The 288-nt window shown below is 57.2% G+C and carries 1 protein-coding gene; it reads left to right on the top strand.

Annotation, left to right across the window (positions count from 1 at the left end):
* Nucleotides 1-115 precede the first annotated feature (115 nt).
* Nucleotides 116-288: hypothetical protein (locus ACQ4LH_RS21385; protein WP_430698984.1), on the top strand; the 173-nt coding region annotated here is incomplete at its 3' end.

Below are 288 nucleotides of genomic sequence, written 5' to 3'. Positions count from 1 at the left end.
TTTTTTAAAAGAAAAAGAGGGCATACGATTCCCCTCATTTCGTCTGGGGGGCYGGGAGATGTTTAAAAGAGACACCCCTTVCGGSCTTGGGGAAACACAAMAACARGGCCCCGCCATGTTCGAAATTACCCGCCACCCCGTGCCCGACGCCGTGCGCCAACGCGCCCACCTGGACAACGACGACTACCTGCGTCTGTACCAGCAGCCGATTGAGCAGCCGGAAATCTCCTGGGCCGCACAGGCCATCTCTCTTATCCCCACCTCCGAACACATGAGACGAACTGAGCC

This window comes from Pseudomonas peli (genome assembly GCF_050563605.1).
Lineage (GTDB): Bacteria > Pseudomonadota > Gammaproteobacteria > Pseudomonadales > Pseudomonadaceae > Aquipseudomonas > Aquipseudomonas peli_A.
This window is presented reverse-complemented; position numbering and strand designations above follow the sequence as displayed.